Here is a 6,466-nt window from a genome sequence, read left to right as displayed (position 1 = left end):
CCCCCCCCCGACCCTCCCCACAAGGGAGAGGGAGCGCCGCTCATCTGCCGCCACCGACCAGCATACCGCCCCTCATGTGCCGCCGCCGACCGGGGCAGAGCCGGGTGTCTCAAGCCCGTCCTTCGGACCCAGGCAGGCGGGGAGAAGAGACGCATGGCGGGCGTCTCGCCATCGTCAGCTGTCGTTACTTCTTCTTGTCCTGATCGTGATGCCATTTGATGGCGTAGAACATGCCGGTGCCCAAGACGATGATCTTGAGCGGAAAAAAGACGATCGGGAACCAATCCCACATTTCGGATACTTTCAGGCTATGACGTCACACTGTCGATTGTGACGGACGAATAGCGCACAGCGGCGGCGGACACTATCCGCCATGTTGACGCAGATGCGAGCATGGGGGTCCCGTGACGCGGCCTGATGGGCTTCACCTGCCGCAGGCCAGCGGTTCGCCTCTCCCCATGGGGGTCCGAAGGACGGACAGAGACACGCGGCTCTGCCCAGGTCGCCGAGCGCAGCGGAGGCGGGGTGAGGGGGCGTAGTTACCGCCCCGGTCGTCCGGTCTTGCCCTTGGTGCGTTTCTGCCGCTTCAGGTCGCCGGCATCCTCGTAGGATCCCGCGCCGGATTTGGCGCGCACGATCGGGCGGGGGTCCGAGGCGGAGCGCGGGGCACCCCCCTCTGTCCTGCCGGACATCTCCCCCTCAAGGGGGGAGATCGACTCGCGGTTGCCTGTCTGCCTCGGCTTTTGCGGCAGAGTGCCGGTGACCGGCTTTTCCGTGCGGCCGACGGTCATTTCATCCAGCGTGTTTTTGCGGAACAGTGGTTTGGTGGCGTCCGTGCCCGGTCCCATGTCGTCGAGCGTGGGTTTGGCGAAGTAGGAGGCTTGCTCCTCATCGGATGAAGGGGAATTCCCCTCCCCAACCCTCCCCACAGGGGGGAGGGAGCTCGTCGCGATTGAGGTGGCCTCCCGGTCTCCCTCGCCCCGCTTGCGGGGTGAGGGGCTCTTGCCTCCCTCGATGGCACGCGCTTCCTGCCGGGCCATGGGATCATCCATGGAGGCGAGTTCGACGGCCTTGAGGCGCTTGATCTCGTCGCGGAGGCGAGCGGCCTTTTCGAAATCGAGATCGGCGGCGGCATCGCGCATGTCCTTTTCCAGCGCGTTGAGGTGGCTTTGCAGATTGTTGCCGACCAGATGGCCGCCATCGGCAAAGCCCTTGGCCCCGCCCTTGACATTGGCGCCGGAAATATCGGCACGCACATGGTCGCGCTCGTAGACCGAATCGAGGATATCGGAAATGCGGGCCTTTACCGATTCCGGCGTGATGCCATGCGCGGTATTATAGGCCACCTGCTTTTCGCGCCGGCGCGCGGTCTCATCCATGGCGCGCTGCATGGAGCCGGTGACCTTGTCGGCATAGAGGATGACCTTGCCATCGACATTGCGCGCGGCGCGGCCGATCGTCTGGACGAGCGAGGTTTCCGAGCGCAGAAAACCTTCCTTGTCGGCATCGAGAATGGCGACGAAGCCGCATTCGGGAATGTCGAGGCCCTCGCGCAACAGGTTGATGCCGACCAGCACGTCAAAGGCGCCGAGCCGCAGGTCGCGGATGATCTCGATGCGCTCCAGCGTGTCGATATCGGAATGCATGTAGCGGATGCGCACGCCCTGCTCATGCAGATATTCGGTGAGATCCTCGGCCATGCGCTTGGTGAGCACCGTAACAAGCGTGCGATAGCCCTTCAGCGCCGTTTCACGGATTTCACCCAGAACGTCATCGACCTGCGAACGGGCCGGGCGGACTTCCACCGGCGGATCGATCAGGCCTGTCGGGCGGATGACCTGTTCGGCAAACACGCCGCCGGACTGTTCCATTTCCCAGGCGCCGGGCGTGGCGGAGACGGCGACGGTGGGCGGGCGCATGGCATCCCATTCCTCAAAGCGCAGCGGCCGATTGTCCATGCAGGAGGGCAGGCGGAAACCGTATTCGGCAAGCGTTGCCTTACGGCGAAAGTCGCCGCGATACATGCCGCCGATCTGGGAGACGGAGACATGGCTCTCATCGATGAAGAGAAGGGCGTTATCCGGGATATATTCAAACAGCGTCGGTGGCGGCTCGCCCGGCGAACGACCGGTCAAGTAGCGCGAATAGTTCTCGATGCCGGCGCAGGAGCCGGTGGCCTCCATCATCTCGATATCGTAGCGGGTGCGCTGTTCCAGTCGCTGGGCTTCGAGCAGGCGACCGCCCTTTTCCAGCTCGGCAAGCCGCAGCTTCAGCTCTTCCTTGATGGATTTGATCGCGCCGTTCAGCGTCGGGCGCGGCGTGACATAGTGCGAATTGGCATAGATCTTCACCGATTTCAGGTCGCCGGTCTTATGGCCGGTCAGCGGATCGAATTCGGTAATGCTGTCGATCTCGTCGCCGAATAGCGAGATGCGCCAGGCGGCATCTTCCAGATGGGCGGGGAAGATTTCGATCGTATCGCCGCGCACGCGGAACGACCCGCGCTGAAAGTCCATCTCGCGGCGCTTGTATTGCTGGGCGACCAGATCGGCGAGCAGCTGGCGCTGGTCGATGCGGTCTCCCAGCTCCATCTGGAAGGTCATGGCCGTATAGGTTTCCACCGAGCCGATACCATAGATGCAGGAGACCGAGGCGATGATGATGCAATCATCGCGCTCAAGGATGGCGCGGGTGGCGGCATGGCGCATGCGGTCGATCTGCTCGTTGATCGAGCTTTCCTTTTCGATGAACGTATCCGAGCGCGGCACATAGGCTTCCGGCTGGTAATAATCGTAGTAGGAGACGAAATATTCCACCGCATTGTCGGGGAAGAAGTTCTTGAACTCCGAATAGAGCTGGGCCGCCAGCGTCTTGTTCGGCGCCAGAATGACGGCCGGGCGCTGCGTCGCCTCGATGACCTTCGCCATGGTGAAGGTCTTGCCCGAGCCGGTGACGCCGAGCAGAACCTGCGAACGCTCGCCGGAATTGATGCCCTCGACGAGATCGCGGATGGCGGTCGGCTGGTCGCCGGCGGGCTCGTAGTCCGACGCCATGCGGATGGGAATGCCACCTTCGGATTTGGCCGGCCGGGCCGGGCGGTGTGGCGTCCACATCTTGCCGTCCTTGAACAGCGGATTGCCGCTCTCGATCAGCTTGGAAAGCGCATCGACCGTGGCCGTAACTGCGCCGGGGGCCAGGCTTTCGGCATCTTCCAGCGACATATCCATGCCGGCCACCGGGTTGAGGCCGGCGGCAGCCCGCGTCTTCGGATCGGAGGAGGCGCCGATCGACACGCCGCGCGAGGTCTTTTGCTGGGTGGTGTTTTTGGCTGTGCTGGGCTTTGTCGGCGCAGCCTGGGCGGCCTCGCGGATGGCTTCCTCGCGGGCGGCGATCTCGATCTTCTTGCGGTGCTTGCCGGCCTTGGAGGCGATCTCGCGCTGGGTTTCGATGCCGGAGGTTTCCGCCTCGGCTTCCAGCTGCCTGACCCAATCGCTGACAGAGCCCGACAGCGGCGCGCCCTCGAAGGACGACTGCGGCGCTTCTTCGAAACCGGAGGTCGGAGCGGATTTTTTCGGTGCTTTTGACATGCCGCGAATATGGCGAGAGTCCGCAGGAATTGGAAGAGTGCCGGTGAAACAAATCGGAAACGCGGCCTGTGCCGTGGGCTGCTGACGCGGACGTGACCATTTGGCCATTTTCATTGGGCCGGCATGTATTATGTAGGCAAATCACCCACGGAGTATCTCCCACCATGCTTTCTCTCGAAAAGCGGCAGTCGCTGAAGACCAGCATGCCGCGCATCATGCTTTCGCCCCGCCATACGGACCAGTGCCGCGTGCTGCCCAACCGCACCGAGCTTCTGCACCATTTGCCGCAGGGCGGCGTGGTGGCCGAGATCGGTGTTGCCTTCGGTGATTACAGCCGCGAAATCATGCAGCATAACCGCCCCTCGGCGCTGCATCTTGTCGATCCGTGGAACCTTGATCGTTACAGTGAGGGCATGGAGAGCATCAAGGCGATGTTTGCCGAGGAGATCGGACAAGGCAAGGTACAGCTGCATGTGGGCGGATCGACCGACATGCTGCCGACATTCGAGGATGACACATTCGACTGGGTCTATATCGACACTGACCATTCCTATGCCAATACCTGGAACGAGCTTCTGCTCTGCGACGCCAAGGTCAAGCGCGACGGGCGCATCTGCGGCCATGATTTCTGCACCGGCAATGTGGTGAAGCCGGTCGTCTATGGCGTGGTTCAGGCGGTCAACCAGTTCTGCGTCGAACGCGATTGGCAGTTCGAATTCCTGACGCTGGAGCCCGACGCGCATTTTTCCTTCTGCCTGAAGCGGCTGTGATCACGCGACGGCGCGGCGACTGACGCTGCGCCGTCCATGCTCGGCGATCCAGCCGACCAGCCGCGACACCGGCATGGGGCGGGCAAAGAGGTAACCCTGGCCGAGCGTGCAGCCGAGTTGCAGCAGGGCTGCGGCATCCTCCGGCGTCTCGACGCCTTCTGCCAGCATGTCCATGGTCAGCGCCTCGCCAAGCCCGACCAGTGCCGTGATGATGGCCTGGTTGCGGGCGCTGGCCGCGACATTGGCTGTCAGGCCGCGATCGATCTTCAGCCGGTCGACTTTGAGGTCGATGAGCCGTGTCAGCGAGGAATGGCCGGCGCCGAAATCGTCGACGGCCAGTGCAAAGCCGGACTGTTCCAGCCGCTTCAGCTGTTCGCCGGCAATGACCGTGTCGAGCAGCGCTTCCTCGGTGATCTCGATTTCCAGCAGTTCGGGGCGGATCTGATGGCGTTCGACCAGCCGGTCCAGCAACTCGGCTACGGAATAGAGCGCGAATTCGCGCGGCGACACATTGACGGCGACGGTTGCCTCGGGAAGCCCGAGCCCCGGCAGGCGTTGCAGCAGCAGGCAGCCGGCCTCGGCAATCGTGCCGGTCAGCCGGTCGGAGAGGTGGACCGCATGGGCGGCCTGGACGATTTCCGGCGGCGCGATGAAGCCGAGTGTCGGGTGGTGCCAGCGCACCAGTGCCTCAAAGCCGATGATGCTTTCGTCGGCCAGCAGAACCTGCGGCTGGAACCAGGCTTCCAGCTCGCCGCTTTCTATGGCCGCGAGCAGATCGCGTTCGATCTGGCGCTGACGCTCGGCGGCTTCGCGCAGCTTGGGATCGAACTTGCGCCAGCGACCGCGACCGAGATCCTTTGAACGGTAAAGTGCCATATCTGCGGAGACGAAGAGTTCTTCGGCAGTGGACGCATGATCGGGATAGAGTGCCACGCCGACCGATGTGCCGATGCTGCAGGTCTGCCCGTCCAGCGCAAAAGGGAGGCGACATTGGCGCAGCACGATTTCCGCCGTGCGCGAGGCCTCGGCTGAGGCGTCCTTGCCCTCAAGGATCACGGCGAATTCGTCGCCGCCCAGACGGGCTATGAGCGTACCCTCCGATGGCAGGCTGTTGCGGATGCGCCGGCCGAATTCGGACAGCAGCGCGTCGCCGATCTTGTGGCCCATCGTATCGTTGACATGCTTGAATCGGTCGAGATCAATGACGAGAAGCGCCAGACGCCCGTTCGATGCCGCAGCCTCCTCTATGCCCTGCTGCAAAGCCACATTGAAGGCTGCACGATTGGCAAGTCCTGTGAGTGGGTCGCAGCTGGCCAGAAGTTCCAACCGCGCATTGGCTTGCATGATATCGGCATTGGCAGCGCCCAGCGAGCTGGCCATCTTGGTGGCATGCAGCTTGCGGGTGGCACTGTCGATGAACATGGTCTCGCCGATCAAGGCGCTGCGATAGAGAATGAGCGCCAGGGCCAGGATATTGCAAGACAGAATGAAGCCGACCACGCCGCCATGCATCATCAGGGACGTGGTGATCGACAGATAGGCGGGCAGGGAAAAGACGATGGCGAGCCAGCGATAGCCGATGGAAAGCATGAGGGAGCCGGCCGAGGCGCCCAGCATGAGGACATAAAGCCCGCCTTCGAGGCCGAAGGTGTTGAAGGCATCGACGCAAAAGGGCAGGGCGCCCCAGGCTATACCGCTGAGACCGGTTGTGACCGTGAGCAGGCGCAGGGACAGTTCGGGGTTGCGTCGGGGCAGATCACTTCGTTGCGCACAGTGTCCGACGACAAGACGCAGGACCAGCAGACCGAGGGTGCACACGAGCCAGAGAAAGGCCGGCTGTGTTGGAGCATGTTCGGCGGCAACCAGCGCAAAGGCCGAAAATGTCAAGGCAGCATTGCCCAGCACTGATGCGGGTAGTCGCGTGACCATGGTTGCGGCCTGGATCCGGCGGATCTCCAGCTGCATCAATTTGTCGTCGTCAACGGCTATGACCGCCTCCTCAAATTCCGAGCCCCCCGGCTGGCAGGGCAGGCAAAGTTCGTTCTCTGATCGCAGATGTAAGTCATTGTCATATAAGAATGACTTAAATCTTTCGGAAAACTTCGATCC

3 protein-coding genes are annotated in these 6,466 nt (G+C 62.7%); 1 reads left to right on the top strand and 2 read right to left on the bottom strand.

Translation table 11 applies throughout. From position 1 onward, the window contains the following. Positions 1-539: 539 nt before the first annotated feature. Positions 540-3,587 (bottom strand): excinuclease ABC subunit UvrB, encoded by a 3,048-nt coding sequence (gene uvrB, locus E8M77_RS07285; RefSeq protein ID WP_137129973.1) that lies wholly within the window; start codon positions 3,585-3,587, stop codon positions 540-542. Between the two features lie 164 nt (positions 3,588-3,751). Between uvrB and E8M77_RS07280 the strand changes: the two genes are divergently transcribed. Next, complete coding sequence (locus E8M77_RS07280; protein ID WP_137129972.1) at positions 3,752-4,357, top strand: class I SAM-dependent methyltransferase; 606 nt, start codon at positions 3,752-3,754, stop codon at positions 4,355-4,357. Here E8M77_RS07280 and E8M77_RS07275 read toward each other — a convergent pair whose 3' ends face one another. Next, positions 4,358-6,322: an EAL domain-containing protein gene (locus E8M77_RS07275; protein WP_170975777.1), complete on the bottom strand. Its 1,965-nt coding sequence runs from the start codon at positions 6,320-6,322 to the stop codon at positions 4,358-4,360. Positions 6,323-6,466: the final 144 nt, after the last annotated feature.

Source organism: Rhizobium sp. FY34, from assembly GCF_005222845.1.
Taxonomy (GTDB): domain Bacteria; phylum Pseudomonadota; class Alphaproteobacteria; order Rhizobiales; family Rhizobiaceae; genus Neorhizobium.
This window is presented reverse-complemented; position numbering and strand designations above follow the sequence as displayed.

Bases quoted from the DNA above. Each gene is read 5' to 3' on its own strand.
- uvrB (WP_137129973.1), bottom strand. From the start codon at position 3,587: ATGTCAAAAGCACCGAAAAAATCCGCTCCGACCTCCGGTTTCGAAGAA.
- E8M77_RS07280 (WP_137129972.1), top strand. From the start codon at position 3,752: ATGCTTTCTCTCGAAAAGCGGCAGTCGCTGAAGACCAGCATGCCGCGC.
- E8M77_RS07275 (WP_170975777.1), bottom strand. From the start codon at position 6,322: ATGCAGCTGGAGATCCGCCGGATCCAGGCCGCAACCATGGTCACGCGA.